The sequence below is a fragment of the Roseovarius sp. CH_XMU1461 genome, from assembly GCF_037027165.1.
Classification (GTDB): Bacteria; Pseudomonadota; Alphaproteobacteria; order Rhodobacterales; family Rhodobacteraceae; genus Roseovarius; species Roseovarius nubinhibens.
The window spans coordinates 162,164-186,915 of the sequence record NZ_JAYMDV010000001.1; the positions used below are offsets into that span (position 1 = coordinate 162,164).

26 protein-coding genes are annotated in these 24,752 nt (G+C 66.2%); 10 read left to right on the top strand and 16 right to left on the bottom strand.

The window, feature by feature from the left end; all coding sequences use genetic code 11:
• Window position 1: 1 nt before the first annotated feature.
• Both WA237_RS00825 and WA237_RS00830 read right to left on the bottom strand, forming a co-directional pair.
• Window positions 2-796: an SseB family protein gene (locus WA237_RS00825; protein WP_336096316.1), complete on the bottom strand. Its 795-nt coding sequence runs from the start codon at window positions 794-796 to the stop codon at window positions 2-4.
• Entirely contained in the window at window positions 793-1,398 is a 606-nt protein-coding gene (locus tag WA237_RS00830; RefSeq protein WP_009812582.1) for a uracil-DNA glycosylase family protein, read from the bottom strand. The genes WA237_RS00825 and WA237_RS00830 overlap by 4 nt, the downstream gene beginning before the upstream one ends.
• Before the next feature lie 156 nt (window positions 1,399-1,554).
• On the opposite strand from WA237_RS00830, the gene WA237_RS00835 reads away from it, so the two are divergent.
• The 7 genes from WA237_RS00835 (at window position 1,555) to WA237_RS00865 (ending at window position 9,237) form a co-directional block, all read left to right on the top strand.
• Window positions 1,555-1,941 carry an ArsR/SmtB family transcription factor gene (locus tag WA237_RS00835; protein ID WP_216015654.1) on the top strand — a complete coding sequence of 129 codons (387 nt, stop codon included), beginning with the start codon at window positions 1,555-1,557 and terminating at the stop codon, window positions 1,939-1,941.
• Entirely contained in the window at window positions 1,934-2,974 is a 1,041-nt protein-coding gene (locus tag WA237_RS00840; protein WP_336096317.1) for a permease, read from the top strand. The genes WA237_RS00835 and WA237_RS00840 overlap by 8 nt, the downstream gene beginning before the upstream one ends.
• 126 nt (window positions 2,975-3,100) lie before the next feature.
• Window positions 3,101-4,348: a Na+/H+ antiporter NhaA gene (locus tag WA237_RS00845; RefSeq protein ID WP_336096318.1), complete on the top strand. Its 1,248-nt coding sequence runs from the start codon at window positions 3,101-3,103 to the stop codon at window positions 4,346-4,348.
• A 188-nt stretch (window positions 4,349-4,536) separates the two neighbouring features.
• The gene (locus WA237_RS00850) at window positions 4,537-5,196 is read left to right on the top strand and encodes an ABC transporter ATP-binding protein (RefSeq protein WP_216015657.1); all 660 of its coding nucleotides are present in this window, start codon (window positions 4,537-4,539) and stop codon (window positions 5,194-5,196) included.
• Complete coding sequence (locus tag WA237_RS00855) at window positions 5,174-6,889, top strand: capsule biosynthesis protein (RefSeq protein WP_336096319.1); 1,716 nt, start codon at window positions 5,174-5,176, stop codon at window positions 6,887-6,889. The genes WA237_RS00850 and WA237_RS00855 overlap by 23 nt, the downstream gene beginning before the upstream one ends.
• A 1-nt stretch (window position 6,890) precedes the next feature.
• Entirely contained in the window at window positions 6,891-7,724 is an 834-nt protein-coding gene (gene kdsA / locus WA237_RS00860; protein ID WP_216015659.1) for a 3-deoxy-8-phosphooctulonate synthase, read from the top strand.
• A 16-nt stretch (window positions 7,725-7,740) separates the two neighbouring features.
• Window positions 7,741-9,237: a phosphomannomutase/phosphoglucomutase gene (locus WA237_RS00865; RefSeq protein ID WP_009812589.1), complete on the top strand. Its 1,497-nt coding sequence runs from the start codon at window positions 7,741-7,743 to the stop codon at window positions 9,235-9,237.
• A gap of 47 nt (window positions 9,238-9,284) precedes the next feature.
• On the opposite strand, the gene WA237_RS00870 is transcribed toward WA237_RS00865, so the two are convergent.
• The 13 genes from WA237_RS00870 to WA237_RS00930 all read right to left on the bottom strand — a co-directional run bounded on the left by WA237_RS00870 (window position 9,285) and on the right by WA237_RS00930 (window position 20,454).
• A complete protein-coding gene (locus tag WA237_RS00870) occupies window positions 9,285-10,058 on the bottom strand; it encodes a TIGR02186 family protein (protein WP_216015661.1) in 774 nt (257 codons plus the stop codon).
• The gene (locus WA237_RS00875; protein ID WP_009812591.1) at window positions 10,058-10,975 is read right to left on the bottom strand and encodes a sulfite exporter TauE/SafE family protein; all 918 of its coding nucleotides are present in this window, start codon (window positions 10,973-10,975) and stop codon (window positions 10,058-10,060) included. Before WA237_RS00875 ends, WA237_RS00870 begins: the two co-directional genes overlap by 1 nt.
• 109 nt (window positions 10,976-11,084) lie before the next feature.
• Complete coding sequence (locus tag WA237_RS00880; protein WP_336096320.1) at window positions 11,085-11,732, bottom strand: LysE family translocator; 648 nt, start codon at window positions 11,730-11,732, stop codon at window positions 11,085-11,087.
• Window positions 11,729-12,148, bottom strand: coding sequence for a GNAT family N-acetyltransferase (locus tag WA237_RS00885; protein WP_216015663.1), 420 nt, complete (start codon window positions 12,146-12,148; stop codon window positions 11,729-11,731). The genes WA237_RS00880 and WA237_RS00885 overlap by 4 nt, the downstream gene beginning before the upstream one ends.
• The gene (gene tsaB, locus WA237_RS00890) at window positions 12,135-12,713 is read right to left on the bottom strand and encodes a tRNA (adenosine(37)-N6)-threonylcarbamoyltransferase complex dimerization subunit type 1 TsaB (RefSeq protein WP_336096321.1); all 579 of its coding nucleotides are present in this window, start codon (window positions 12,711-12,713) and stop codon (window positions 12,135-12,137) included. The genes WA237_RS00885 and tsaB overlap by 14 nt, the downstream gene beginning before the upstream one ends.
• The gene (locus WA237_RS00895; RefSeq protein WP_336096322.1) at window positions 12,703-13,269 is read right to left on the bottom strand and encodes a NifU family protein; all 567 of its coding nucleotides are present in this window, start codon (window positions 13,267-13,269) and stop codon (window positions 12,703-12,705) included. Before WA237_RS00895 ends, tsaB begins: the two co-directional genes overlap by 11 nt.
• Before the next feature lie 104 nt (window positions 13,270-13,373).
• Window positions 13,374-13,829 carry a universal stress protein gene (locus WA237_RS00900; protein WP_009812596.1) on the bottom strand — a complete coding sequence of 152 codons (456 nt, stop codon included), beginning with the start codon at window positions 13,827-13,829 and terminating at the stop codon, window positions 13,374-13,376.
• Between the two features lie 91 nt (window positions 13,830-13,920).
• Window positions 13,921-15,933 (bottom strand): M3 family metallopeptidase, encoded by a 2,013-nt coding sequence (locus WA237_RS00905; protein ID WP_336096323.1) that lies wholly within the window; start codon window positions 15,931-15,933, stop codon window positions 13,921-13,923.
• Window positions 15,914-16,981 (bottom strand): HesA/MoeB/ThiF family protein, encoded by a 1,068-nt coding sequence (locus WA237_RS00910; protein WP_336096324.1) that lies wholly within the window; start codon window positions 16,979-16,981, stop codon window positions 15,914-15,916. Before WA237_RS00910 ends, WA237_RS00905 begins: the two co-directional genes overlap by 20 nt.
• Complete coding sequence (gene dut / locus WA237_RS00915) at window positions 16,981-17,424, bottom strand: dUTP diphosphatase (protein ID WP_336096929.1); 444 nt, start codon at window positions 17,422-17,424, stop codon at window positions 16,981-16,983. Before dut ends, WA237_RS00910 begins: the two co-directional genes overlap by 1 nt.
• Window positions 17,425-17,497: 73 nt before the next feature.
• Window positions 17,498-18,703, bottom strand: coding sequence for a bifunctional phosphopantothenoylcysteine decarboxylase/phosphopantothenate--cysteine ligase CoaBC (gene coaBC / locus WA237_RS00920; protein WP_336096325.1), 1,206 nt, complete (start codon window positions 18,701-18,703; stop codon window positions 17,498-17,500).
• A gap of 78 nt (window positions 18,704-18,781) precedes the next feature.
• Window positions 18,782-19,579 carry a ChaN family lipoprotein gene (locus WA237_RS00925; RefSeq protein ID WP_336096326.1) on the bottom strand — a complete coding sequence of 266 codons (798 nt, stop codon included), beginning with the start codon at window positions 19,577-19,579 and terminating at the stop codon, window positions 18,782-18,784.
• Window positions 19,576-20,454, bottom strand: a complete 879-nt coding sequence (locus tag WA237_RS00930; protein WP_083780884.1) for an RNA polymerase factor sigma-32 — start codon at window positions 20,452-20,454, stop codon at window positions 19,576-19,578. Before WA237_RS00930 ends, WA237_RS00925 begins: the two co-directional genes overlap by 4 nt.
• Window positions 20,455-20,549: 95 nt before the next feature.
• Here WA237_RS00930 and cobU point away from each other — a divergent pair, with 95 nt between their 5' ends.
• From cobU to WA237_RS00945, 3 genes are read left to right on the top strand one after another with little or no spacing between them, the layout of a single operon-like run.
• On the top strand, window positions 20,550-21,080 hold the full coding sequence (cobU, locus tag WA237_RS00935) for a bifunctional adenosylcobinamide kinase/adenosylcobinamide-phosphate guanylyltransferase (RefSeq protein WP_336096327.1): 531 nt from the start codon (window positions 20,550-20,552) through the stop codon (window positions 21,078-21,080).
• Entirely contained in the window at window positions 21,077-21,649 is a 573-nt protein-coding gene (locus tag WA237_RS00940) for a histidine phosphatase family protein (RefSeq protein ID WP_336096328.1), read from the top strand. The genes cobU and WA237_RS00940 overlap by 4 nt, the downstream gene beginning before the upstream one ends.
• A gap of 58 nt (window positions 21,650-21,707) precedes the next feature.
• Window positions 21,708-22,394, top strand: a complete 687-nt coding sequence (locus WA237_RS00945; RefSeq protein ID WP_336096329.1) for a glutathione S-transferase — start codon at window positions 21,708-21,710, stop codon at window positions 22,392-22,394.
• A 33-nt stretch (window positions 22,395-22,427) separates the two neighbouring features.
• Here the strand turns inward: WA237_RS00945 and WA237_RS00950 are convergent, their stop codons facing one another.
• On the bottom strand, window positions 22,428-24,668 hold the full coding sequence (locus WA237_RS00950; protein ID WP_336096330.1) for a molybdopterin-dependent oxidoreductase: 2,241 nt from the start codon (window positions 24,666-24,668) through the stop codon (window positions 22,428-22,430).
• Between the last annotated feature and the right edge of the window lie 84 nt (window positions 24,669-24,752).

Sequence of the window (24,752 nt, forward strand, 5' to 3'; positions counted from 1 at the left end):
CCTAGCGCAGGCGCGGCGGGCGGTCGGGATCACGGCCCGGCGCCGGGCGGGCGGCAGGATCGCGCGCCGCGGGCGGCTCGGGCAGGTCGAACCGCAGCCCGTGCCGCGCCAGCGCCGCCGCCATCGCATCGGAGGCGCGAAAGAACCCGACCTCAAGCGCCGCCGCCTCGAGCCCGGAAAAGACCAGCGCCTCGCGCACCGCTTGGGCGAGCGCCTCTTCCGCCCCCGGCAGCGCATCGACAAAGCCCAGAAGATGCCCGCGCGCGCCGCCTTCAAAGGCCACGCCCACCAGATAGGCCGAGGGCGCGAGCCCCGCCGCCGAGGCCAGCCGCGCGTCGAGCGCCGGCAGCAGCGCCTCGGGCAATCCGGCGGGCGGCATGAGTTCCTCGATCCGCGCCTCATGGGCCTCGGGCCCGCCGGCGAGCATCTCGGCCAGCCAACCCATCGCCTGCGCATCGAGCAGCATGGCCGAGGGCGCCACATCGGGGTTGAGCGCGAGGCCAAGCCCCTGCCCCGCGAGCATCGCGGCCAGCGCCCGCCCGCTCAGCCCCACATAAGGCACCTCGCGCCCGGCAAATTCAGCGAGCCGCGCCTCGCGGTCAAAGCCCAGCACATAGGAATGGCCCTCGACCTCGAAGACCTCGGGCGTCACCGCATCGCCCGCCTCTGCCTCGGCCCCGAGCATGAGAAACAGCTCGGTCGCCGCCAGCACCCGGTAAAACGCCATGGCGGCGGTGTCGTCCTCGGGCGCGGCCTGCATCAGCCCATGGGCGCGGTCCAGTTCCGTCTCGCTCATTCCTGCTCTCCTTCGCGCGGGCCCAGCACCTGCGCCACCCGGTCCCGCAGCACCGGCAGCAGCTCGGTCTCGAACCACGGGTTCCGTTTGAGCCACGCGGTATTGCGCCAGCTCGGATGGGGCAAGGGAAAAACCTCTGGCGCATGGGCGCGCCAACCGGCCACGGTGTCGGTCACATTGCTCCGAACCCCCAGATGATGGCGCTGCGCATAGCCGCCGACCAGCACGGTCAGCGCCACATCGCCCAAATGCGCAAAGACCCGATCATGCCAAGTCGCGGCACAGATCGGCGGCGGCGGCAGGTCAGAGCCCTTGGCGTCATAGCCCGGAAAGCAGAACGCCATGGGGATGATGGCGATCCGGTCGCGGTCATAGAATGTCGCGCGGTCGAGCCCCAGCCAGTCGCGCAGCCGGTCGCCCGAGCGGTCGTCGAAGGGCAGCCCGCTGTCATGTACCCGGGCGCCCGGGGCCTGCCCGGCAATCACGATCCGGGCGCCGGGGCGAAACCACGCCACCGGGCGCGGGCGATGGCCGGTCGCCGTGGCGGCAAAGCGGTCGGCGCAGATCCGGCAGGCGCGGATGTCAGTCACAAGCGGGTCCATGGTCCCGGCATATAGCGCAGCTGGGCGGCATTCACAGCCCGGCGCGCTTCTTCTGGCCACAAATATCCTCGGCCGCAGGCCGAAATCATTTCAATATTTCAACAATTCTCGAAATAACGATTGCCCGACTCGCATCATTTCTATAATTCTAGAATCATGAAACAAACTGACCCCCTCTCCCCCGACCTTGCCCGCGCCGCATCGACCTTTGCCGCGCTGGGCAGCGAACAGCGACTGGCGGTGCTGGGCACGCTGGTGCGTGCCGGGCCCGACGGGCTCGCCATTGGCGAGCTTGGCGCGCGCAGCGGCATCACCGGCTCGACCCTCACCCATCATATGAAAATCCTGGCCCAAGCCGGGTTGGTGAGCCAGCAAAAGCAGGGCCGTTCGATCATCTGCGCCGCCGTCGCCTATGACGAGCTGCGCGAGTTGTCGCAGTTTCTGCTGCGCAATTGCTGCGCCGACCGCGAGAGCTGCGCCCATGCGGGCGCAGAGACTGACATTGACCCGTTTATTGACCCGCAAGGACATTCCCATGGCTGAGACCACCGCCTCCCCCGCCCCCGGCAGCTGGCTCAGACGCGTTGACCGCGTTTGGCTCGCCATTGCCGCGATCCTCGCGCTGGTTGCGCTGTTGGATCCGCCGCAGCTTGTCCCGACGGTCAGTTTCACCGCCAGCTCGCTCGCCCATACCGGGATCTTCATCACCTTCGCGGTGCTGGCCGTGGCCTGGCTCAAGGCGACCGGGGCCGAGAGCCTCATCGCCCGCGCCTTTGAAGGGCGGCAGGTGCGGATGATCTTTCTCGCCGCCGTGCTGGGCGGGCTCTCGCCCTTTTGTTCCTGCGAAGTGATCCCCTTCATTGCCGCGATGCTGGCGGTCGGTGCGCCTTTGGGGGCGGTCATGGCCTTCTGGCTCGCCTCGCCGCTGATGGATCCGGCGATGTTCCTGATCACCTCGGGCACGCTCGGCTTTGATTTCGCGCTGGCCAAGACGCTGGCGGCGGTCTCCATCGGTCTCATGGGCGGTTTTGCCACCATGCTCGCCACTCGCACCGCGCTTTTTGCCGATCCGCTGCGCAAAGCGCCGCAGACAGGCTGTGGCGGCTGTTGCTCGGGCAGTGCCAAACCGTTCCAGACCAAGCCCCAGTGGCGGTTCTGGCAGGAGGCCCCGCGCCGCGAGACCTTTCGCCAGACGGTGGTCGAGAATGCGCTTTTCTTGCTGAAATGGCTGGCGCTGGCCTATGTGCTGCAATCCCTGATGCTCGAATACCTGCCGGCGGAATGGATCGCCACGGCGCTCGGCGGCACGGGTCTTGGCCCGATCCTGATGGGCGCGCTGGTGGGCGCACCGGCCTATCTCAACGGTTATGCCGCGGTGCCTCTGGTCGATGCGCTCTTGTCGCAAGGCATGAGCAACGGCGCGGCCATGTCCTTTGTCATCGCCGGTGGCGTGAGCTGTATCCCCGCCGCCATCGCGGTCTGGGCGCTGGTCAAGCCGCGCGTTTTCGCAGCCTACCTCGGCTTTGCCCTCATCGGTGCAATTCTCGCGGGCATCGGCTGGCAGCTCGTCGCCTGATCCACGCGCAATTGCCGCAAATTTGCACAGCAGAATGGCCGCCATTGCGCGGCCATTCGGTTGCTCCCCGCCCGCAAATCGCATAATCCAGAGGGAACGCGAAATAAGGGACGAGAAGGGGAGCGCATGTATCGAGTTTGGAATTTCCTGGCCGATTATTCATTGCTGTTGATCTTTGGTGCGGTGACCGCGCTGATCTGGGCAAATGTCGATGGCCACAGTTACCACGCCTTTGTGGATTTTGTGATCTGGGACCATGCGCCGATCGGCCATCTTCATGATGGTCACCGCACGCTCACCCTGCATTATCTTGTCAATGATGTGCTGATGGCGCTGTTCTTTGCCATTGCCGCCAAAGAGGTCTGGGAGGCCGTGATCCTCGAGAACGGCAGCCTGCGCGGCAAGAAGGCGGCAACCCCGCTTTTCGCCACGGCGGGCGGCATGTTCGGCCCCATCGGCGTCTATCTCGGTCTGGCCATGATCATGGGTTCGGACACCTATAACGCAGTCGCCAACGGCTGGGCCATTCCCACCGCCACCGACATCGCCTTTAGCTATCTCGTGGGCCGGATCGTCTTTGGCGCGGGCCACCCTGCGGTGCGGTTCCTGCTGTTGCTGGCGATTGCCGATGACGCGGCGGGGCTGATCATTCTGGCGATCTTCTACCCGTCGGGTGATCTCGCGCCGGAATGGCTCTTGCTGTCCTTTGGCGCGGCGCTGGCGGTGTTCGTCCTGTTCAACTGGCTGCCGCGCCGGATGGACCGTGGCCGCCCCGAGCGGCCGCATTCGACCCGGGTGCGCAAGGCGCTTGGCGGTCTGCCCTATGTGATCGCGGGCTGCATCAGCTGGTACGGCTTCATGCAATCGGGTCTGCACCCGGCGCTCGGGCTGCTGCCGGTGGTGCCGGCCATTCCCCATGCCGACCGCGCCTTTGGCATCTTTGCCGAGGCCGAAGAGCATCTGCATGACCTGCTCAACGTGCTGGAACATGCGCTCAAACATCCGGTCGAGATCGTGCTGTTCTTCTTTGGCCTGCTCAACGCCGGGGTGGAATTCTCGTCGATGGGCGATGCCACATGGCTCGTTCTGGCCGGTCTCATCATCGGCAAGCCGGTGGGCATCCTGTTCTTTGGCTGGCTGGCGGCGAAACCGCTCAAGCTTGGCATACCGGAGGGCATGCGGATCATCGACCTCGTGGTGATCGGCTTTGTCGCGGCCATCGGCTTTACCGTGTCGCTCTTTGTGGCCTCGGTGGCCTTTGACGCGGGTCCGGTGCAGGATGCGGCGAAAATGGGGGCGCTGTTCAGCTTTGCAGCGGCGATCCTGTCCATCGTCGCGGGCAAAGTCTTGCGCGTTCAGAAGATGGACGGCTGAGACCGCAGCCCCACAGTGATCAAAAACCGGCGCTGCGGCGCCGGTTTTCCTTTGCGTTACGGCATAATTTCGCCTTGGTTCTTTGTATATGATAGGATCAGCCCAGCCGGGCCCTGCCTTGGCATGGCGACAGTTGGTTAATAAAACCCCGTTAAAGAGGGTGAGTAGAGCAGTTACCGGAGCCTCTGATGCTCGAGTTTGACAATGTGAGTAAATCCTTTTGGACAGGCACCCAGCGTAAGGTGATCCTGGAAAAGGTGTCGTTCCGTGTCGAGCTTGGCCGCTCGATCGGCATTCTCGCGCCCAATGGCACCGGCAAGACCACCCTGATCAACATGATGGCCGGGCTTGAAAAACCCGATGAGGGCGAAATTCGCCGCGGCTGCCGGGTGAGCTTTCCGCTGGGCTTCATGGGCGGGGTGGTGAACCGGATCTCGGCCATGGAAAACAGCCGCTATATCGCCCGGCTCTATGGGCTCGACCCCGATTATGTCGAGGCCTTCTGCCGCTGGATGTGCAATCTCGGTGAATATTTCGACCAGCCGCTCGGCACCTATTCCTCGGGGATGCGGGCGCGCTTCACCTTTTCCTTGCTGCTGGCGCTCGATTTCGACATCTACCTGATTGACGAAGGCATGCCCAACTCGACCGATGTCGAGTTCAACCAGAAGGCCGGCGAAATTCTCAAGGAACGGCTGCGCACGACGACGGTGATCATCGTCTCGCACCAGCCCGCGACGCTCGAGAAATTCGCCACCACCGCGGCCGTCCTGATGGATGGCCAGCTTCATATGTTCGACACCTTGGAAGAGGCAAAGCAGCTCTATGACTACGAAACCCAAGGCTAGAAAATTCCGCATCCGCCGCACCGCCCAAGGCGCCCCCAGCCTGCGCGACCCGGCGGGGCAAAGCGATGCGCCCGAGGCCGGGACCGTGCCGCCGCGCGCCGAGGCCAGCGCCCGCAGCGGCGGGCTCGGCCAGGCGGCGAGCGCGCCGGGGGCCGGGGCCAGTGCGGCCGCCGATCCGGCCGCCGGGGCGGAGCCGGGCGCGGCCCGCGCCGGAGAGGTAAATTCCGCGCAGGAGATGCGCGCCGCCACCACCATCGACGAGATCCGCCAAGAGGGGCTGACGGGGCGGCAATTGCGCATGGCGCGGCGGCTGGCGCAGAAACACGGGCTTGCGCCGACATCCGATTTCGACGCCGTGCGCCTCTTGCGTCAGCGCGGCATCGATCCGTTTTCGCGTGGCACCATTCTCGAACTGGTGAGCAATGACGAGGGCAAGGTCGAGAATGCCGGGCATGGCACCGCCTCGGACGAGGCCAAGGTGCAGCTGCCGCAGACCATGCCGATGAGCAAGCCGAACCTGCCCTCCACCGATCTCAGCCCGGCCGAGCGCCGCGCCGAGGAGATCGGCCGCATTCAAAAGGACATCGCCCGCCGCCGCCGCCGCAAGCTGGCGCTGCTCTTCTCGCGGCTCGCGGCCTTCGTGTTCTTGCCGACCCTGCTGGCGGGCTATTACTATTATGCGGTCGCCACGCCGATGTATACGACCAAGTCGGCCTTCCTCATCCTCTCCGCCGATGGCGGCAGCGGCGGTGGCGGGCTCGGCGGTCTGCTGCCAAGCCAGTTTGCCACCTCGCAGGATGCCATCGCGACGCAGGATTACCTGCAATCCAAGGATGCGATGCTGCGCCTCGATGAGGATGCCGGGTTCCGCGATGTGTTCTCGGCCGAGTATATCGACCCCATTCAGCGGCTCGACCCCGAGGCCACGACCGAGAGCGCCTATTCGATCTACAAGAAATACGTCAAGCTCGGCTATGACCCGACCGAGGGCGTGATGCGGATGGAAGTGTCGGCCCCCGATCCCAATATCGCCGCGCAGTTTTCCCGCCGCCTCATCGATTATGCCGAGGAACGGGTCGATCATCTCAGCGCCGAAAAGCGTCAGGATGCGCTCAAGACCGCCAAGCAGAGCCTTGCCGACGCCAAGGAAGAACGCCGCGAGGCGCAGCGCCGTCTGGTGGCATTGCAAGAGGGCACGCTGCTCGACCCGACGGGGCAGATTGCGGCGATCCGCAACCTGATCGCCAATGTCGAATTGCAATTGCAGGACAAGCAGCTCGCGCTCAACACGATGCTCGCCAACACAAGGCCCAACGCGGCCCGGCTGGCGGCGCTGCGCAGCGAGATCACCGTGCTCGAGGCCGAGCTTGCCAAGCAGAACGCCCGGCTCAACGACGCCACCGATGGCGGCGACTCGCTCGCCTCGCAGACCGCCGAGATCAAGATGGCCGAGGCCGATCTTCTGACCACCGACATGGTGCTGCAGGCGGCGCTCGAAACCATGCGGCAGAGCGATATCGAGGCCAACAAACAGGTGCGCTACCTCACCGTGTCGGTCAATCCCGTGCCCTCGCAAGAGGCGTCCTATCCGCGCTCTTTCGAGAACACGATCCTCGCATTCCTGGTGTTCTCAGGGATCTATCTTCTGATCTCGCTCACCGCTTCCGTCCTCAGAGAACAGGTATCCGCCTAATATGAAAACCATCTCCTTCGCCGGGCTCGACATCGGCAATGACCGGCCGCTCACCGTGATTGCCGGCCCTTGCCAGCTTGAAAGCGCCGACCATGCCCAGATGATCGCCGGTCGTATGAAAGAGGCCTGCGCCGCGGCGGGCGCGCAATATGTCTTTAAGGCGAGCTTTGACAAGGCGAACCGCACCTCGGTCAGCGGCAAGCGCGGGCTTGGCATCGACGCCGGTCTCAAGGTGCTGAGCGATCTGCGCCGGGCGCTCGATGTGCCGGTGCTCACCGATGTCCATACCGAGGCGCAATGCGCCCCTGCCGCCGAGGCGGTGGATATCCTGCAAATCCCGGCTTTCCTCTGCCGTCAGACCGATCTTCTTTTGGCGGCGGGCAACACCGGCGCGGTGGTCAATGTCAAAAAGGGGCAGTTTCTCGCGCCCTGGGACATGGAGAATGTGATCACCAAGATCGAAAGCACCGGCAACAAAAAGATCCTGCTCACCGAGCGCGGCACCTCCTTTGGCTATAACACGCTGGTGGCCGATATGCGCGCCCTGCCCCAGATGGCGCGCTCGGGCTATCCGGTGGTGATGGATGCGACCCATTCCGTGCAACAGCCCGGCGGTCAAGGCGGCAGCAGCGGCGGCCAGCGCGAATTTGCGCCGGTCATGGCCCGCGCCGCCGTGAGCCTTGGCGTGGCGGCGGTGTTCATCGAGACCCATGAAGACCCCGATCGCGCGCCCTCGGACGGGCCGAACATGATCCCGCTCGACCAGATGCCCGCGCTAGTCGCCTCGCTCATGCGGTTTGACGCGCTGGCGAAATCCGATCCGATCCACCTTTGAAAACGAGCATATTACAGTGACCAAACCCCTTGCCGAAGTCACCCCGAACAGCTGGTCCTTTCTGCGCGACGCGATGATCGCGCCGACGGGGTTCCGTGAATATGACGCGCGCTGGAAATATCCAGAGGCGATCAATCTGCCGGGGGTGACGGCGCTCGGCCTCGGGCTTGGCACCCAGATGCGTCAGCGCGGCATCGACCCGGTGATCGCGGTGGGCAATGACTATCGCGACTATTCCCTGTCGATCAAGAACGCGCTCATTCTCGGGCTGATGCAGGCCGGGATCACCGTCAAGGACATCGGCCCGGCGCTGTCGCCGATGGCCTATTTCTCGCAGTTTCACCTCGATGTGCCGGCGGTGGCGATGGTCACCGCTTCGCATAATCCGAACGGCTGGACCGGGGTCAAGATGGGCTTTGACCGGCCCCTGACCCATGGCCCGGACGAGATGGCCGAGCTGCGCGACATCGTGCTCGAAGGGCGCGGTCAGCCGCATCCCGGCGGCGCCTATGAATTCGTCGATGGGGTGTTTGATGCCTATCTCGACGATCTGGTCGGCGATTTCCGCCTGACCCGGCCGCTCAAGGTGGTCTGCGCCACCGGCAATGGCACGGCTTCGGCCTTTGCGCCCAAGCTCTTTGAGCGGATCGGGGCCGAGGTGGTGCCGCTGCATTGCGCGCTCGACTACACCTTCCCGAATTACAATCCGAACCCCGAAGCCATGGAAATGCTGCATGACATGTCGGCGGCGGTCAAAGCCTCGGGCGCCGATCTGGCGCTTGGCTTTGACGGCGATGGCGACCGCTGTGGCGTGGTGGATGACGAGGGCGAAGAGATCTTTGCCGACAAGGTCGGCGTCATCATGGCCCGCGACCTGAGCAAGCTCTATCCCAACGCCACCTTTGTGGCGGATGTGAAATCCACCGGGCTTTTTGCCAGCGATCCCGAGCTGCAGAAAAACGGCGCCAAGGCCGATTACTGGAAGACCGGGCACAGCCATATGAAGCGGCGTGTCAAAGAGCTCGGCGCGCTGGCGGGGTTCGAGAAATCAGGTCACTATTTCCTCGCCGAGCCGGTGGGCCGGGGCTATGACTGCGGGCTGCGGGTGGCGGTGGAAATCTGCAAGCTGATGGACCGCAACCCCGACAAATCCATGTCGGATCTGCGCCGCGCCCTGCCCCGCACCTGGGCCACGCCGACCATGTCGCCCTATGCCGCCGACACCGAGAAGTACGACATTCTCGACCGGCTGGTGGCCAAGCTGGTGGCCAAGCATGAGGCGGGCGAGAGCCTCGCCGGGCGGCCGATCAAAGAGGTCGTCACCGTCAATGGCGCGCGGGTCATTCTCGACAATGGCAGCTGGGGTCTGGTGCGGGCGAGCTCGAACACGCCGAACCTCGTGGTGGTCTGCGAAAGCAGCGAGAGCGAGGCCGAGATGCGCGCCATCTTTGCCGATATCGATGCGGTCATCCGCACCGAGCCGGGCGTTGGCGAGTACGATCAGACGATCTGAGTGAGATTTGGGCGGCGGCGCGGTCGCGCCGCGCCACTGCCCTTGGCTTAGCGCCGTTGCAGCACTTGGAAGGCGGCCGAGGCGGCCCAACCGGCAAAGATTGCGATGGCCAGCGACATCAGCCCGTACCACAGCGGGTTTTCCCGCGACAGCGTATAGAGCCAGCGTTCCATCCCGACCTTGCGCACCGCGATTTCCGTCTCATAGCGCGACACGACCTTGCCGCCCCGGGTGAGGAAGATGCGCGTCTTGTATTCGCCCTCGGTGAGGTTCGACGGCAGGCGCACCGAGGTCCGGAACAGCGTCTGCTCATCCACCGCCACCCGGCCTTCGCGGAGCTGATAGGCGTTGTTGTTGCTGCGAATGCGGATCAGCGCATCGGCGAATGTCGCCGTGTCCTTGAGCCCATGCAGCGCCCCCGCAGAGCGGATGACGCGCGGGATCGAGATCTGATAGCGCAGGTCTTCGCCGGGGCTCAGCACCTCTTCCAGCGGGCCGGAGGTGGCCACCGCGTAAAAGCTCGGCGCGCCGTCAATCTCGAGACTGTCGGTGTTGACCCAGATGCCCGCCACCCGGTCCTTGCGGCGGATGGTCACCGGCACGTTCGGTCCCGAGACCGTCACCAGCACTTCGAGAGGATCGCCCGAGGGGATCGGCACTTCGCGTTTGACCGCGCCAAAGACGAGGATGTCCGAGCCCTCGAATGTGGCGGTGATCGCCACCTTGTCCTTGCTCAGGCCGAGCACCACCTCTTCGGCGGCGGCAGGGCCCGACAGGGGACCGGCGACCAGCAGGAGGAGAGAGAACAGCAAAGACCGCATCAGTGCCCCCCGCCTGTGCCAATGGAATAGAGCTCGGACGGTTCAATCAGCAGATCGAGCGCCAGTTTGAAACAGACCGCCAGCACCATCATCGCCAGCAGGATGCGAAGCTGTTCGGCCTTGAGCTTGGTGCCGATGCGGGTGCCGATCTGGGCGCCGATGACGCCGCCCACCAGCAACAGAACCGCCAGCGCGATATCGACCGTATAGTTGGTCGTCGCGTGCAAGAGCGTGGTGAAGGCGGTGACGAAAATGATCTGAAAGAGCGAGGTGCCCACAACCACCTTGGTCGGCATGCCGAGCAGGTAGATCATCGCCGGTACCATGATGAAACCGCCGCCAACGCCCATGATCGCCGCGAGGATACCGACGCAGACGCCCACGATCAGCGGTGGGATCACGCTGATATAAAGGCCCGAGGTGCGGAACCGCATCTTGAACGGCATCTTGTGGATGAACGTGTGTTTCTTGCGCTTGGGCGGCGGCCCGCCCGCCCGCGATTTGCGGATGGCGCGCAGGCTCTCAAAGAACATCATCCCGCCGATGATGCCGAGGAAAACCACATAGCACAGCTTGACCAGAAGATCGACCTGACCCATGGATTTCAAGTAGTTAAAGAGCACCACGCCGACCGCCGCGCCGCAGAGGCCGCCGACGAGAAGGACGGTGCCCATCCTGAGATCGACGGTCTTTCGCCTGAAATGCGCCAAGACGCCGGAAAAGGACGAGGCCACGATCTGGTTGGCTTCGGTCGCCACCGCCACCGCTGGCGGAATGCCGATGAAAAACAGCAGGGGTGTCATCAGGAACCCGCCGCCGACACCGAACATGCCCGACAGGATCCCCACGATCCCTCCCAGCCCCAAAAGCAGGAAGGCATTGACCGAAACTTCGGCTATGGGAAGGTAGATCTGCATGGGTTCTCGTAGCGCCCTGCCGGATTTCTTGCAAGGGAAGAGGCCCGCCCAAATCATTCAGGCCTCATCATTTTCCGGCAACTGGACTTAAACGGGCCGAGGGTTGGCCCTATGACGTCTCATTAATTTCAGAGGTGGCCAGCCGATAGGCCGCAAACAAGAAAAATGTGCCGAGCCCCGCCTCGATCCAGCCCCGCGCCCGGCCATAGGCGCGCCGAATCGGACCGGCCGAGAGCAACAGCGCCCAGGCCCCGTGACAAGCAAAGCTGATGGCAAAGGCACCGAGGACGAACAGCGCCACGATCCCCCCGCCGCCGCCCGCCGTGGCCCCCACCGAGGCGATGGCGAGCCAGAACACCACCGCCTTGGGATTGGTGACCTGCAACAGGAATCCGGCGAGGAAATGCCGCCCCAGACTGCGCGGCGCGACCTCGGCCGCGTTGATCCGCGGCGGGCTGAGCGCCTTGCGCCACGCGCCCCAGGCCAGATAGGCGAGATAACCCGCCCCGAGCCAGCGCAGAAGCGTCATCGCCCAGGCCGCCTCGGCCAAGAGCAGCCCGACGCCGATCAGCGTGCCGAGATTGAGCATCACGCTGCCGCAGGCGATGCCGGTGGCCGCCACCAGGGCGGGCGCGCGGCCCTGCCCCGTGGCAATGCCCAAGAGCATCGCCACCGCAGGCCCGGGCGACGAGGCCGCGACCAAAAGGATCGCATAGGCCGCGGCAAAGCCCGGCAAAAAGCTTGGTAAATCGCTCAAATCTCGAGATCCAGCGCCAGTACCAGCGCATCCACCGCGCCGCCCGCGCGCGGGTAATAGCCCTTGCGGCGGCCACAATCTGCGAACCCCGCCGCACGGTAGAGCGCAAGGGCCGCGTCATTGTCCTCGGCCACCTCGAGAAACACCCGCCCGATCCCGGTCTCGCGCAGCCGCGCCAGACCCTCGGCCAGCGCCCGCGCCGCCAACCCCTGCCGCCGTGCCGCCGGATCGGTGGCCAGCGTCAAAAGCTCGGCCTCGCCCGCCGCCTCGCGAAAGAGCGCAAAGCCCCGCTCCTCGCCCGCGAGGATGATCCCCGGCTCGGCCAGAAGCGCCGTGAACTCGGCCTCGGACCAGCCCCGGCCGCTGCCCTCAAAGGCGCGCGCGTGACAGGCGGCCAGCGCCTCAGCCGAGATCATCGACGATCTCGGGCGGCGCATCCCGTGGCGGGGCCGCATCGGCGGGTTTGACATAAAGCGGCACGGGCGCGGGCGCGGCCTCGGCCCGGGTGGCGATGCGGGCGATATGGCTTGCCATCTCTTGCGGCTCGGGCAGGCCGCTGGACCCCGGCAGATCCTCTGCGGCGCAAAAGACCGGCGCGCCGTCGCGCCATGTATAGGCCTGCCCTTGCGGCGCAGGAATGGCGGGGATGGCGTCTGACCCCTCGGCCTCGGCGATGATCTCGAACCCGCTGACCCCGATGGCCGGAATGTCGAGCGCCAGCGCCAGACCGCGCGCCGCCGAGACGCCAATGCGGATGCCGGTGAAATTGCCGGGCCCGACGCCGACGCCGATCCGCGCCAGGTCGCCCCAGACATGACCGGCCTCGGCCAGCACCTCTTCGAGCAGCGGCATCAGCCGTTCCGCCTGCCCCCGCGCCATCGGCTCGGCCCGCATGGCCAGAACCCGGTCGCCCAGCAGCAAAGCGGCCGCGCAATGCGCGGCCGATGTATCAAATCCCAGAACCAGAGGCTCAGACGGCAACGGGGCGCACCTCGGTCACTTCGGGGATGTAATGGCGCAGCAGGTTCTCGATGCCCATCTTGAGCGTGATCGTCGAGGACGGGCAGCCCGCGCAGGCGCCCTGCATATGCAGATAGACGACGCCGCGATCAAAGCCGTGGAAGGTGATGTCACCGCCATCCTGCGCCACGGCAGGCCGCACGCGGGTGTCGAGCAGTTCCTTGATCTGGTTGACGATATCGCCATCCTCGCCGGTATGTTCGGCATGGCCCGACTGGGGATCGCCCGCCGCGTCGAGCATCACCGGCTTGCCGGATTGGAAATGCTCCATGATCGCGCCGAGAATGGCGGGTTTGACATGGTCCCACTCGGTGCCCTCATCCTTGGTCACGGTCACGAAATCGTGGCCAAAGAAAACGCCGGTCACGCCCGCGATCTTAAAGATGCGTTCGGCCAGCGGCGACTTGCCCGCGGCCTCGGCGCTCGGGAAATCCGCGGTGCCCGCGTCGAGCACGGTCTGCCCCGGCAGGAATTTGAGCGTGGCGGGGTTCGGTGTGGATTCGGTCTGAATGAACATGGGCGCGGTCCTCTGGTGGCTGATCCAGATATGCGCCCGGACCCGGCCAGTGTCAAGATTTGGAACGATTCTAAAAACCCTGCGCGTGCGGGACGGCTGCTGGATCAGGTGATCGCCTCGAGCCGCTCCTTGCTCAGATCACCCGGCACGATGGTGATCGGGATGGGCAGCGAGCCCGAGCTGCGCGACAGCTGTGTCACCAGAGGCCCCGGCCCCTTGCGATCCGTGCCCGCGCCCAGCACCAGCACGCCCACTTCGGGGTCGTCCTGCACCTGTTGGATGATCTCGGTCACCGGCTCGCCCTCGCGGATCACCAGCTCGGGGTCGATGCCCTGCTTGTCGCGCATCCATTTGGCATAGACCTCGAAATGCGCCTCGATCCGCTCGCGCGCCTCCTGACGCATGATGTCGCCAACGCCGATCCAGTGATTGAACTCTTCGGGCGGGATCACCGCCAGAATTTCCACCCCGGCCTGCGTATGGGCCGCGCGCATCGCGGCGAACCGCATGGCGTTCAGGCATTCGCGGCTGTCATCCAGCACCACCAGAAATTTACGCATATATCCTCATCCCCTTAGACCGGCCAATCATGGCGCATGGGCCGGGGCGGCGCAACTGAAACGATCAGGTCGCGCGCCCGGGCCCGCCCGATCAGGCCGCCAGCCCGCGCCCCTTGAGCAGCGCCTCAACCCCCGGCAGCCGCCCCCGGAACGCGGTATAGAGCGTTTCGGCCTCTTCCGAGCCGCCGCGCGACAGGATGTTCTCTTCGAGCGCGCGGGCGGTGGCGGGATCAAAGGCGCTGCCGGCCTCTTCAAAGGCGGCAAAGGCATCGGCATCCATCACCTCCGACCACATGTAGCTATAGTACCCGCTGGAATAGCCGTCGCCGGCAAAGACATGGGCGAATTGCGGCGTGGCGTGGCGCATGGTGATCGCCTGCGGCATGCCAAGCTCGGCCAGAACCTCGGCCTGTTTCGCCATCGGATCGGCGGGCGGCGCGCCTTCGTGAAAGGCGAGATCGACCAGCGCCGAGGCGACATACTCGACCGTTTGGAACCCCATGTCGAAATTCGCGGCCTTGAGCACCTTGTCGAGCATCTCTTTCGGCATCGGCGCGCCGGTCTCGACATGGGTCGCAAATTCGCCGAGCACCTCCGGCACTTCGAGCCAATGCTCATAGAGCTGGCTCGGCAATTCGACGAAATCGCGTGCCACATTGGTGCCTGACAGCCGCTCATAGCGCACATCCGACAGCATCTGATGCAGCGCATGGCCGAATTCATGGAAGAGCGTGCGCGCGTCATCATAGCTGAGCAGCGCCGGGTCCGATTTGGCGAAGTTGCAGACATTGATCACCACCGGACCCTGCACCTGCGGCACCTTGGCCTGACCGCGCATCGCGCTGCACCACGCGCCCGACCGTTTCGAGCCACGGGCAAAGTAATCGCCGATGAAGACCGCCACATGCTGCCCCCCGCGCTTCACCTCCCAGGCCCGGCAATCGGCATGGTAGAGCGGCACGTCGAGAGGCGAAAATTCGAGCCCGAACAAGCGGTTGGCACAGGCAAAGGCCGCCTCGATCATCCGGTCGAGCTGCAGATACGGCTTGAGCGCCGCATCGTCGAGATCTTGCTCGGCGCGGCGGCGTTTCTCGGCATAGTAGCGCCAGTCCCAGGGCGCCAACGCCCCGTTGATCCCGTCCTCTTGCATCATCGCGGTGAGACGCGCGGCATCCGCCTCGGCCTGCGCCTTGGCGGGCTCCCAGACCTGCATCAGGAGATCGCGCACCGCCGCCGGTTCCCCGGCCATCTCGGTTTCGAGCTTGAAGGCGGCAAAGCTTTCATAGCCCAGCAGCTTCGCCCGTTCTTCGCGCAGCGCCAGCGTCTCGGCGGCAATCGCGCGGTTGTCGGTCTCGCCGCCATTGGCGCCGCGTGCCTCCCAGGCGCGAAGCGCCTTTTCGCGCAGATCGCGGCGCGGGCTATATTGCAGAAACGGCACGATGAGCGACCGCGACAGGGTGATCACCGGGCCATCCGCGCCCTTTTCCGCGCCGGCCGCCCGCGCCGCCTTGACGACGAAATCGGGCAGCCCGTCGAGATCCTCTTCGCCGAGCTCCATATGCCAGCCCGCCTCATCGGCGAGCAGGTTCTGGGTAAAGCTGGTGCCCAGCTCGGCCAGCCGCTGCATGATCTCCTTCATGCGCTGCGCCTCGGCCCCGGTGAGCGCCGCGCCCGCCCGGATGAACCCGCGCCGGGTGAGATACAACAGCCGCGCCTGCTGCGGATCGAGGCCGAGCGCCTCGCGCCCCTGCCAGAGCGTCTCGACCCGGCCAAACAGCGCCGCGTTGGAATAGATCTCGCTCGAATAGGCGGCGAGCTTGGGGCTGAACTCGCGTTGCAGCGCCTGCCGTGTCGCGTTGCTATCGGCCCCGGCCACGGTGAAAAACACCGACAACACCTTGTCGAGCGCCCCGCCCGCCTGTTCCAGCGCCTCAATCGTGTTGGCGAATGTCGCGGGCTCCGGATTGTCGGCGATGGCCGCGATCTCGGCCCGGGCCTCGGCCAGCGCGGTCTCGAACCCGGGGGCGAAATGCGCGTCCTCGATCCGGTCGAACGGCGCGATCTCATGGGCTGTGTCCCAGCTCTCAAGCAGCGGATTGGTCATCTTTGTCTCCTGTTGTGCCGCCGCAGACCGGGCAATCATCCCGGCGCGACAGGCTGAATTTCCGGCTCTCGCCATAGAGCGCGTCATAGATCAGCATCTCGCCGCGCAGGGGCGTCCCCGCCCCGGTGATATGTTTCACCGCCTCGCCCGCCATCATCGCGCCGATCACCCCCGGCAGCGGCCCGATCACCCCGGCCTCGGCACAGGAGGGCGCAAGCCCCTCGGCCGGGGCCTCCGGAAAGATGCATTCGTAGCAGGGCCCGCCGGCGCCGGGATCAAACAGGCTGAGCTGCCCTTCCCATTGCGCAATCGCGCCTGAAATCAACGGCTTGCCTGCCGCCACAGCGGCCCGGTTGACCATATAGCGGGTGGCGAAATTGTCGGTCCCGTCAAGGATCAGATCATATTCGGCAAAGAGATCGGCGGCGAAATCCTCTTCGAGCCGCCGCTGATAGGGCCGGACCTCGACATAGGGGTTGAGCGCGCGCATCGCCTCGGCGGCGGCCTCGACCTTGGGTCGGCCAATATCCTCGTCGCGAAAGATCACCTGCCGCTGCAGGTTGGAATTCGACACCTCGTCATGGTCGATGACGCCGATCCGCCCGACCCCCGCCGCCGCCAGATAGGTCAGCACCGGCGCGCCGAGCCCGCCCGCGCCGACCACCAGCACCCGCGCCGATTTGAGCCGCTTCTGCCCCGGCCCGCCCAGCTCGCGCAGCACGATATGGCGCGCGTAGCGGTCAAGCTCCGCCTCGCTGAACGTGGGTTTTGCGGCCTGGTCCTCCGGCCCCTGCGCCGTGCGCCGCTTGAGCGCGCGCAGGATCGCGGCATAGCCCGCCACCAAGAGCGCCAGCCCCGCCAGAATGATCCAAGGTGCCGCCGTCTCGCCGGTGGCCTGCCGCAGCCCGCTCGTCACAGGCAAGGTCAGGTGCAGCAGCACCACCACCGCCCAGATCAGCGCCACCAGACCCCAGCGCAAGCCCGCAGGCCAGCCGAGCCAACGCCCCGCGCCCCAGACAATCCCCATCAGGATCAGAACCGACAGCATCAGCCGACCCCGGTCGAGCCAAAGCCGCCCGCGCCGCGCGCCGTCTCGTCGAGACGCTCGACAAGGGTCAGCCGCGCCTGCACCACCGGGGCCAGGATCATCTGCGCGATCCGGTCGCCATGGCCCACATGAAACGGCGCGTCGCCCGCATTCATCACGATGACGCCGAGCGGCCCGCGATAATCGCTGTCGATCGTGCCGGGGCTGTTGGGCAGGGTGATCCCATGTTTGAGCGCCAGCCCCGAGCGCGGCCGAAGCTGCACTTCATAGCCCACAGGCACCGCCAGCCGCAGCCCCGTCGGGATGAGCGCCCGCGCCCCCGGCGCGATCTCGACCCCGTCGCGCGCATCGGGGGCAAAATTGGCCCGCAGATCCGCCCCCGCCGCGCCCGGCGTTTCATAGCCCGGCAGGCCAAGCGCCCGATCCGCGCCCTCGTCCCACATCACCTCAAGTGCCACGGCCTCGCTCACGCGCCTCTCCTCACCGGGTGAGATTTAACCTCTACCCTTTTGAATTTCATGTCTTATCCGCGCCAATCGCCTCGGCAATCCGGTCTGCCAGACGCGCCGCGACCTGGGCCTTACCCATGCGCGGCCAGTTTTCGGACCCCTCGGCATGGATGAGCGTCACGGCATTCTCGGACCCGCCCATGATGCCGGTCGCATGGCTCACATCATTGGCCACGATCCAGTCACAGCCCTTGCGCGCCCGTTTGGCGGTGGCATTGGCGATCACGTCATCGGTCTCGGCGGCAAAGCCCACCACCAGCCCGGGCCGCCCCTCGCGAAGCGCGCTCACCTCGGCGAGAATATCGGGGTTTTCGGCAAATTCGAGCTGCGGCAAACCGGTCTTGGTCTTCTTCATCTTGCTGTCGCTGGCGCTGGTCACACGCCAATCGGCCACGGCGGCGGCAAAGACCGCGGCCTCAACCGGCAGCGCCGCCAGGGCCGCGTCGCGCATCTCGCGGGCGGTCTCGACCCGCTGGACCGTGACCCCCGGCGGCGGCGGCACGCTGGCCGGGCCGGTGACAAACACCACCTCGGCCCCGAGATCGCGCAAGGCGGCGGCAATCACCGTGCCCTGCGCCCCGGAGGACCGGTTGGCGATATAGCGCACGGGATCAATCGGCTCATGGGTCGGGCCAGAGGTGACCAGCACCCGCCGCCCCGCCAGAGGCCCGCCCGCCAGCGCCGCTTCGACGGCGGCCGCAATCTCGAGCGGCTCGGACATCCGGCCCGGGCCATATTCGCCACAGGCCATGTCGCCCGCATTCGGCCCCACGACCCGCACCCCATCGCCTTGCAATATGGCAAGGTTGCGCTGGGTCGCCGGATGCTCCCACATCCGCACATTCATCGCCGGCGCCACCAAGACCGGTGTGTCGGTGGCCAAGAGCAGCGTCGAGGCCAGATCATCGGCATGGCCCTGCGCCATCTTCGCCATGAGATCCGCCGTCGCCGGGGCCACCACGATGAGATCGGCCGAGCGCGACAGCTCGATATGGCCCATCTCGGCCTCGTCGGTCAGGTCAAAGAGATCGGTGAACACCTTCTCGCCCGCCAGCGCCGAGACCGACAGCGGCGTGACAAATTCCTGCGCCGCACGGGTCAGCACCGGCGTGACCGAGGCCCCCCGCTCGCGCAGCCGCCGGATCAGGTCGAGCGATTTGAACGCAGCGATACCGCCGCCCAAGATCAACAGGATACGCTTTTGCGAAAGCATCAAAGGCTCCTCATGGCAATTGCCCTGAACCTATGGCGCGCCCCGTCTGGACACAAGAGCCAGAGCGCCCGGCCCCGCCTAGCGAAACGCGGCGCAGGGATCGTCGCGCTCCGCCGCCGGGCTCAGCCGCAGCGCATCGAACACCCCTTCGGGCGGCGCGGGTTGCCCCTCTTCGGGCTGCCCCAGCGCAAAGAGCGTGACCTCCGGCATCCGCGCCCGCAGATAGGGCCAGAGCCCCCAGTCGCGCCGCGCATGGCCATTGCCGGTGATCACAGCCACCGGTGCGCCCTGCTCGGCGAGCGCCTCTGCCGTGGCCCGCGCCAGCGCCGCATCGCGCAGCCGCTGCATCTCGACCATCGCAGGCAGCATCTCGGGCGGCAGCGCGTTGCAATGGGCCTCTTGCTGCATCGCCTCGCGGGCCTGCTGCTCTGCCGCGTCCAAAGGCTGATCCAGCCCATAGCGCGCGGCCTCGGCGCCAAACACCGCCGCCGCGCCCTCTGTCATCGCCGCCCGCGCCGCGTCACGCGGCACATGGGCGCCATAGATCGCTGCCTCGGGGGCGGCGGCAATGATCGGATAATACATGGAAAAATCGGGCCAGCCGCTCGCGTCCCAATCAAGCACCTCGCGCAGACGCGCCTCATCGCCGCGCAGCTCGGGTGTGATCCGCGCCGCCTGCTCGGCGCTCAGCATCTCAAAAACGATCGCGCGCGGCGCCAGTTCGGCCACCCGCCGCGCCTGTTCCGCGTGGTGATGGGGATTGTCATGCAGCTCGCCCAAAACGACCACATCCTGCGCCCGCAACGCAGGCGCAGTCAGGGTCAGGACAAGGCTGGAAAGGGCAAGCGCCCGGGCGGCAAATGTGAGAACCTTCATGCGAGAAGGTTCTGCACCTCCGCGCCTTCGCGTTCAAGCCGTTTGCGCATTTTCACCAGCGCCGCCGCCTCGAGCTGACGCACGCGTTCCTTGCTGAGGCCAAGCTCTTCGCCAAGGCTCTCCAGCGTCCGCACCTCTTCGCTGAGCTTGCGATGCCGCAGGATGAACCGCTCGCGGTCATTGAGCGCCGCCAGCGCGTCGCGCAGCCAGAGCCGCAGCACCCGCTGATCATGATCCTCTTCGACCATCTCTTCGGCGCGCGGCCCGTCATCCTCGAGCGCATCAATCCATTCGCGCCCCTCATCCTCGGTGGATTGCGTGGCGTTGAGCGACAGATCGCTGCCCGAAAGCCGCCCCTCCATCATCTCGACATCGCGCAGCGGCACGCCGACTTCAGTGGCGATCATCTCGCGCAGCTGATGCCCGTCGAGCCGCGTCCCCGACGCCTCGGCCTCGCGTTCGATCTGGGCGCGCACCCGGCGCATGTTGAAGAAAAGCGCTTTCTGGCTGCTGGTCGATCCGGTGCGCACCATGGACCAGTTGCGCATCACGTAATCCTGAATGCCCGCCTTGATCCACCACACCGCATAGGTCGAAAACCGCACGCCGCGATCCGGGTCGAACTTGTCGGCGGCTTTCATCAGGCCAAGCCCCGCCTCCTGGATAAGATCGTTGAGCGGCGCGCCATAGCGGCGATATTTACTGGCCATCGAGATCGCGAGCCGCATATAGGCATTGATAAGACGGTGCAGCGCCTCTTCATCGCGCTGGTCGCGCCACGCATAGGCCAGCGCCAGCTCGGTCTCTGCGTCGAGCAACTCGGCGCGCATTGCCCGGCGTGACATCGAGGCGGTTTCCGAAATATCCAAAGCCATGACTTTCCCTCTCTGCGGCGGGTGCTTGATCGACACCCTTTTTCAGGTAATGCAGTCAGAACGCATTCGGTTCCCGCCCGAGGAGGAGAAATATCATGTCAGCACAGCTTCCCGGCGTCTCGCTGGTCCTTGGCGGCGCCGCCTCGGGCAAGACCGCCTTCGCCGAAACCCTGGTCACCGGCACCGGGCGCGAACGTGTCTATATCGCCAGCGCCGAGGCCCATGATGACGAGATGCGCGCCAAGATCGACGCCCATCGCGAGGCGCGCGGTCCGGGCTGGCACACGGTCGAGGCGCCGCTTGACGCGGGCCGCACCTTGGCGGCCATCGCGGGCGACCGGGCGGTGCTCTTCGATTGCGCCACCATGTGGCTCAGCAATCATATGATGGCGGGCACCCCGCTCGACGAGGCCGAGGCCGAATTGATGGCCGGTCTCGCGCTCTGCGCCGCGCCGGTGGTGATCGTCTCCAACGAACTGGGCCATTCCGTCGTGCCCGAGAACCCGCTCGCCCGCCGGTTTCAGATCGCCCAGGGCAAGCTCAATCAGCGCCTCGCCGCCCGCGCCGATCTGGTGGTCCATGTGGTCGCGGGCCTGCCGCAGCTGCTCAAGGGCCAATTGCCGTGAGCCGGCTCTTTCTCGTGCGCCATGGCCCGACCCATGCGCGCGGCTTTGTCGGCTGGTCCGACCTGCCCGCCGATCTGAGCGACCACGCCGCCCTCACCCGGCTCGCCGATCACCTGCCCCGCGAGGCGCTCATCATCTCCTCCGATCTGGGCCGGGCCAGCGCCACCGCCGACGCCATCGCCCGCGACCGTCAGCGCCTGCCCCATGACCCTGCCCTGCGCGAGATCAATTTCGGCGCATGGGAGCTTCGCGCCCATGACGAGATCGAGGACCAGGACGCGCTCCGCGCCTATTGGGACCAGCCCGGCGACACCGCCCCCCCCGGCGGCGAGAGCTGGAACGCCGTCTCGACCCGGGTGAGCGGCGCGGTCGATGCGCTGATTGCGGCCCACCCCGGGCGCGACATCGTGGCAGTGGCCCATTTCGGCGTCATCCTGACCCAGCTGCAACGCGCCCTGCGAATCAGCGCCTATGACACATTCGCCCATCGCATCGACAATCTCTCGGTCACCGAGCTGCATGTCGCCACGCCGCACTGGCAGGCGGCGGCGATCAATCACCTGCCGTGATCATCGCCCGCACAAACCTTCGCTATGCGCCGCGCAAAACCGGCGCTAAGCTCCTGACATGACATATGATCTCTTCATCGGGGACCGCAGCTTTAGCAGCTGGTCCCTGCGCGGGTGGCTCATGCTCGAGAAATTCGGCCTCCCCCATCGCATTCACATGGTCGGGCTCTATTCGGGCACCATGGCCGAGGACCTCAGCGATCTCGCGCCGGCGCGTTTCGTGCCGGTGCTGCGCGACGAGGCGGGCATCGTCATCGGCGACAGCCTCGCCATGGCCGAAACCCTCGCCGAGCGCCACCCCGAGGCCGGTCTCTGGCCCAAAGACCCCGCCGCCCGCGCCCTCGCCCGCTGGCTGGTGGCCGAGATGCATTCCGGCTTTACCGCGCTGCGCGGCGATTGCCCGATGCAGCTCTTGCATCAATGGCAGGGGTTCGAGCCGAGCGAGCTGGTGCGCGCCGATCTCGACCGGATCGACAGGCTCTGGTCGCTCGCCCGGGCGCGCCATGGCGCCGGCGGCCCGTGGCTCTTTGGCGACTATTCTCTGGCCGATGTCTTCTACGCGCCGGTCGCCGCCCGTATCGCCGGCTATGACCTGCCGGTGAGCGATCTCGCCCGCGACTATGTCAAAACCGCGCTGGCCGATGCGGCCTTCCGCCACTGGCGCGCCGAGGGGCTCAAGGTCCGCTATGACCCGATGCCCTACGCCCGCGACCTGCCCTTCACCGACTGGCCGCAGGCCGCATAACCGCCCAGAGTACTGCCTAACGCGACGCCCGGCCTAGCCCGCCGGGCGCACCGCCACCAGCGTGGTATGGGCGCTGCTCCCCTGACCGAGCCGCGAGGTGCCGATATCGCGGGTGAGCACATTGGGATTGCCAGTGCGGCTCACCGCCCCTGGCGCCCCGTCGAGCCACGCCCCGGTGGGCAGCGACACCACCCCGGGGCGGATATCCTCGCTCACCTCGGCCCGCGCAAGGCAGGCCCCACGCGCATTCACCATCTCGACGATCTGGCCCTCGGCAATGCCCCGCGCCGCCGCGTCCCGAGGATGGATGAGCACCCTCTCGGGCCGTGCGCCCTCGACATCCTGCAATGCGGCTTCCAACTGGCTGTGCAGCTTGTCACCCGGCTGCGGCGACACCAGATGCAGCATCTCGCCCCGCGTCTCGGAGCCGAGCCATTCCTCCGGCGGCATCCAGGTCGGATGGCCCGGGCAATCCTCATAGCCAAACCCGGCAATCCTCTCGGAAAAAATCTCGACCTTGCCCGACGGCGTCTTGAGCGGCGCGGCGGCGGGATCGGCCCGGAACGCCTCGAAGGGCGAAATCGCATGTTCGTCCCCGGCGATCGGCAGCTTGACCCAGTTCTCTTCGCGCAGCCGGTCATAGTCGGGCATCTCGATCCCGTCCTCGCGCGACATCTCGACGAACTCGGCATAGAGATGACGCAGCCAGCCCTCGACATCGCGCCCCTCGGTAAAGGCCTCGCCCTGCCCCAGCCGCGCGGCGAGACCTGCGAAAATATCGTAATCATTGCGCGCCTCGCCCAGCGGCGGGATGAGCTGCGGCATCGCAAAGAGATACTCATCCATATTGGCCCGCGCGATATCCTCGCGCTCATAGGGCGTGGTCGAGGGGAACACGATATCGGCCCGTTTCGCGGTGGGCGTCCACCACGGCTCATGCACGATGATCGTCTCCGGCGCGGCCCAGGCCCGGTCGAGCCGGTTGAGATCCTGATGATGGTGGAACGGGTTGCCGCCACACCAATAGACGAGCTTGATGTCGGGATAGGTCCGATCCTCGCCATTGAACTGATAAGGCGCGCCGGGGTTGAGCAGCATATCGGCAATCCGCGCCACCGGGATCACATCCGCCACCGGGTTCTCGCCCTGCGGCAACGCCAGACCGCGGAGCCGCTTGGCCGCCACGCCGACCCCGCCAATCGCGCCATAGCCATACCCGACGCCGCCCCCCGGCAGACCGATCTGCCCGAGCATCGCCGCCAGCACCGCCGCCATCCAATAGGGCTGTTCGCCGAACTGCTGCCGCTGCAAGGACCACGACACGGTGATGAGCGTCCGCGTCCCCGCCATCCGCCGGGCCAGCGCCCGGATCTCGTCCGCCGCGATGCCACAGATCGGCGCCGCCCAATCCGGCGTCTTGGCGACCCCGTCGCTCTCGCCCAGAAGATAGGGTTTGAACCGCTCATAGCCGCTGGCACAGCGCGCGAGGAAATCGTGATCCGCCAGCCCCTCGGTCTCGAGCACATAGGCCAGCGCCAGCATGAGCGCGGTATCCGTCCCCGGCACCACCGGCATCCAGTCGCTGCCCTCGGGCCCATCGCCCCGCTGCGGCGCCACCAGCACGAGCTTCATCCCCTGCGCGATGAACCCTTCGCACCAGCCCCGCGTCTGATGCCGCGTCACCCCGCCCATATTGACCTGAGAATTCTTCGGATTGATGCCGCCGAACATCACCAGCGTTTCGGTATGATCGCGGATCGTGGGCCAGCTGTTTTGATAGCCATAGGTGAGCTTGAGGAAATTCTCGCCGAGAACATGCGGCATGATCGCCTGCGCCGCCCCGGTCGAATAGCTGCCAAAGGATTTCACATAGCCGCCGATGCAGTTGAGAAACCGGTGCACCTGGCTCAGCGCATGGTGAAACCGCCCCGCCGAGGCCCAGCCATAGGAGCCGCCGAAAATCGCCTCATTGCCATGGGCATCGATCACCCGGCGCAGCTCTTCTGCCGCCAGATCGAGCGCCTCATCCCAGGGCAGTTCGACATAGTCATCGGTGCCGCGCCCGTCGCGCCGCCGCCCCTCGAGCCAGCCACGCCGCACCGAGGGCCGCAGCACCCGGTTCGCGTGATGCACCGCCTGCGGCAGGATGTTCGGAATCGGCGACGGATCGGGATCGGCGGCAAAGGGGGCCACATCGACGATACGGCCGCCTTCGGTGGTTACGTCAAAGGCGCCCCAATGGCTGGTGGTGGTGCGGGTCTGTCTGTCGCTCATGGCGTCCTGTCCTCTGTGCCGCCCGCCACCGCTTGCACGCAGCGGGCCGCCCAGAACTGGCACCGGTTTCATGCTATCTCAAGC